Below are 4,001 nucleotides of genomic sequence, written 5' to 3'. Positions count from 1 at the left end.
TTCCCTCACACACCGGACATCGCATGCCATCCTCCCTGTCCCAAATCACCAGAACGAAGAAGAACCCGAAAAGCAGCCACGATAAACAGTCCCCCTTGCAGGGGAGGAATAGGATGAGTGTCGATCGGACGCAAAAACCCCATTCCCGAACCCGGCGTCTCGGGTGGCCCGCTCCCTTGTCGGAGCGGGCCTTCTTACCCCTCCATCGCGCTGCGGGTATCCTCCAGCGCCAGATCGACGAGCAACCGCATCGCCTCTCCCGCCGCCTCGACATCGCCCGCCGCGATCGCGTCATAGACCTTCACATGGTCGGGCACCGGATTGCGGGGCAGCGCACGCGACCGCTGCTTGAACTGGGTGGTCCAGGCGACCGCCGCGCCGATGCTGGCGGTCAGCACGACGAGCGCGTCGTTACGCGTCGCGGCCAGCACGGCGTTGTGGAACTCGCGGTCCGCCGTCCGCCCCGCCTCGGTCGCCAGCGTGTGGCGGCGCATCGCGGCCAGCGCGTCGCGCATCTCCTTCAGATCGGCCTTGTCGCGCCGCTCGGCCGCCAGCCGCGCGGCGGCGGGTTCGACGATCGCGCGCAGCTCGAACAGGCTGCGCACGAAATGGATGTCCGGCTCGCCAGAAAAGGCCCAGGCCAGCACATCGGGGTCGAGCAGGTTCCAGCGGTTGCGCGGCAGGACGCGGGTGCCGGTCTTCGGGCGGCTTTCGACCAGACCCTTGGCGCTGAGCACCTGCACCGCCTCACGGTACGCGCTGCGCGACACGTCGAGCGCTTCCGAAAAGGCGACTTCGCCCGACAGCGTGTCGCCGGGGCGATATTCGCCCGACACGATCGCCGCGCCCAGCTTGTGCGCAATGGCGCCGTGCAGTCGGCGGCCGGTGCCGCGTTTGGCCTTGGGCGCGGTTTGCTCCGGCGCCGCGTCCACCGGGGATTCGGGCGGCGCATCCCCGTTCGTCATGCTGTCACTCATCGATTGTACCTCTCCGCCCCCATCTTTGCGCACAACCTTTAACATTGCCATCGCTCCGTCAAATGAATATGTCGGAGTAATACAAAGGAGCTTCCCCAATGACCGATTTCCGTTCGATCGACGCCGCGACCGGCCAGCCCGTGGGCGAGCCCTTTGCGGTGCACGGACCGACCGATGTCGACGCGGCCTGCGCGGCCGCCGAGGAGGCGTTCGACGTCTATCGCGCCACGTCGCGCGAGGAGCGCGCGGTGTTCCTCGACAAGATCGGTGCCGAAATCATGGCCATCGGCGATGAGCTGATCGAAGCCGCGATGCGCGAAAGCGGCCTGCCGCGCGCGCGTCTGGAGGGCGAGCGTGGCCGCACTGTCGGCCAGTTGGGCCTGTTCGCCAAGGTGCTGCGCGCCGGGGCCTATCTGCAGGTCCGTATCGACCCCGCCATGCCCGACCGCCAGCCGCTGCCGCGCCCCGATCTGCGCCTGCGCATGGTGCCGCTCGGCCCCGTCGCGGTGTTCGGCGCGTCCAACTTCCCGCTCGCCTTCTCGACCGCCGGTGGTGATACCGCCTCGGCGCTGGCCGCCGGTTGCCCGGTCGTGGTCAAGGGCCATCCCGCCCATCCGCAGACCGGCGCGCTGGTTGCCGCCGCGATCGAACGCGCGGTCGAAGCCTGCGGCCTGCCCAAGGGCGTGTTCAGCCACCTGACCGGCCCCAGCAACGAACTGGGCGCGGCGCTGGTCCGCGATCCGCGCATCGCCGCAGTCGGCTTCACCGGCTCGCGCGCCGGTGGCCTGGCACTGGTCAAGATCGCGCAGGAACGCCCTGTTCCGATCCCCGTCTATGCCGAAATGTCGAGCATCAATCCGGTCGTCCTGATGCCCGAGGCGCTGAAGGCGCGCGGCGCGGCGCTTGGCACCGCGTTCGTCGGCTCGCTGACCATGGGCGCAGGGCAATTCTGCACCAATCCGGGCCTGCTGCTCGCCATCGAGGGCGAAGGGCTGGACGCGTTCGTCGAGGCGGCCCGCACCGCGCTGCCCGAGGCGGCGGCGCAGACCATGCTGACCCCGGGCATCCACGCCGCCTATACCAAGGGCACCGAGACGCTCGCGAGCCATGACAAGGTCGAGACGGTTGCGCAGGGCAAGGTTGGCGAGGGCATCACCGCCGGTCGCGCCGCCTTCTTCCAGACCACGGCCGAGGCATTCCTCGCCGACGAGACGCTGGGCCATGAAGTGTTCGGCGCGTCCTCGATCCTGGTCCGCTGCCGCGACGAGGCGGAACTGACCGCCGTGCTCAAGGCCGCCGAGGGCCAGCTGACCGCGACGATCCAGATGGACGAGGGCGATACCGACATGGCCGCACGGCTGGTGCCGGTGCTCGAGCGCAAGGCGGGCCGTATCCTCGCCAATGGCTGGCCGACCGGCGTGGAAGTCGCGCATGCGATGGTCCATGGCGGGCCGTTCCCGTCGACCTCGGACGCGCGCACGACCTCGGTCGGCAGCCTGGCGATCGACCGCTATCTGCGGCCGGTGTCGTACCAGAACCTGTCGGCCGCGCTGCTGCCGCAGGATCTGAAGGACGAAGCCGCGGGCACGCTGCCCCGCCGGGTCGATGGCCAGCCGGGCTAAGGAATGACGGGGCGCGGGCCGATGTGGCCCGCGCCCCTTTTATGTTGAAAAGACTTTAGGGGAGGATTTCATGGCTGATCGTTTGTTGCAGCACCGTGCGCCCGATGGCACCCGCTCGGTCATTCTGGCGCGCGGCGACCAGGCCGCTTTCGTACCGGGCGTCGAGAGCGTCATTGCGCTCGCCCAGCGCGCCATCGCGGACGGCAAGTCCCTGCTCGATACCGCCCTGGCCTGTGGTGAAGGGCAGAGCGTCGATCTCGCGGCCGAACTGGCGGCGGGGCATCTGATCGCGCCGATCGACCATGAAGACCCCGCGCATTGCGTCATGACCGGCACCGGCCTGACCCATCTCGGTTCCGCCGAGGGCCGCGACAAGATGCACCGCGAGGCGGCCGCCGCCACGCAGCAGACCGACTCGATGCGGATGTTCCTGGAAGGGGTCGAGGGCGGCAAGCCCGGTGAAGGGCAGGTCGGTCAGCAGCCGGAATGGTTCTACAAGGGCGACGGTTCGCAGCTGGTCGGCCCCGGCGACGCGCTCGAAATGCCCGCCTTCGCGCAGGATGGCGGCGAAGAGCCGGAACTGGCGGGCATATACCTGATCGGTCCCGACGGCACCCCGCATCGCCTGGGCCTGTGCCTCGCCAACGAGTTTTCGGACCATGTGACCGAGCGTCACAATTATCTGTGGCTCGCCCATTCCAAGCTGCGTCCCGCATCGCTCGGTGCCGAACTGCTGCTGGGTGAGGTGCCCGAGCATATCGAGGGCACCAGCAAGATCGAGCGGGGTGGCCAGACCATCTGGGAAAAGCCGTTCCTGTCGGGCGAGGCGAATATGTCGCACAGCCTGGCGAACTTGGAGCATCATCACTTCAAATACGCGCTGTTCCGTCGTCCGGGCGACGTGCACGTCCACTTCTTCGGCACGGCGACGCTGTCCTTCTCGGACGGCATTCGTCCCGAAGAAGGCGATGTCTTCGAGATCGCGGCGGCGCCCTTCACCCTGCCGCTCGCCAATCCGCTGAAGCGCAGCGAGGATAAGCCGGTGACGGTCGGGCGTCTCTGATCGCTCGATCCGCTACCGCTGAATGCACCAGGGGCGTCCTTTCCAACCGGGAAGGGCGCCCCTGGTGCATTCGGGCCGATGATTCTCCCTTTTCCGTAGCGCTGATTCGCGAATGCACGTCCCAGCAGGGATAAGGTTCCAGCTTCGACCGCGCGCCAGCATAGCTACAAGTCGTTGAAATAAGCGGCATTTGTCGAATTTTTACGGAAAAATGAAAATCGGCTGTTGACGGTTCGGGGTGACCCCGCCTAGAGGGGTTTCACCGCAGCGGTGGCCGACACGGTCGACCGAGGCAGCTACGACAGATCGGCGCACTTGAAGCCCTGGGAACGGGGTTGA

The 4,001-nt window shown here is 67.5% G+C and carries 3 protein-coding genes; 2 read left to right on the top strand and 1 reads right to left on the bottom strand.

The window, feature by feature from the left end:
• Positions 1–194: 194 nt before the first annotated feature.
• Complete coding sequence (locus GGR48_RS17810; protein WP_221211583.1) at positions 195–965, bottom strand: FadR/GntR family transcriptional regulator; 771 nt, start codon at positions 963–965, stop codon at positions 195–197.
• Positions 966–1,075: 110 nt separating this feature from the next.
• Here GGR48_RS17810 and GGR48_RS17805 point away from each other — a divergent pair, with 110 nt between their 5' ends.
• Together GGR48_RS17805 and araD1 are read left to right on the top strand one after the other, a co-directional pair.
• Positions 1,076–2,599 (top strand): aldehyde dehydrogenase (NADP(+)), encoded by a 1,524-nt coding sequence (locus GGR48_RS17805; protein ID WP_183953178.1) that lies wholly within the window; start codon positions 1,076–1,078, stop codon positions 2,597–2,599.
• A 70-nt stretch (positions 2,600–2,669) separates the two neighbouring features.
• The gene (gene araD1 / locus GGR48_RS17800) at positions 2,670–3,662 is read left to right on the top strand and encodes an AraD1 family protein (protein WP_183953176.1); all 993 of its coding nucleotides are present in this window, start codon (positions 2,670–2,672) and stop codon (positions 3,660–3,662) included.
• Positions 3,663–4,001: the final 339 nt, after the last annotated feature.

Source organism: Sphingomonas pseudosanguinis (genome assembly GCF_014196255.1).
Lineage (GTDB): Bacteria > Pseudomonadota > Alphaproteobacteria > Sphingomonadales > Sphingomonadaceae > Sphingomonas > Sphingomonas pseudosanguinis.
The sequence above is the reverse complement of the archived record's forward strand: the minus strand, read 5'-3'. Positions and strand labels throughout refer to the sequence as shown.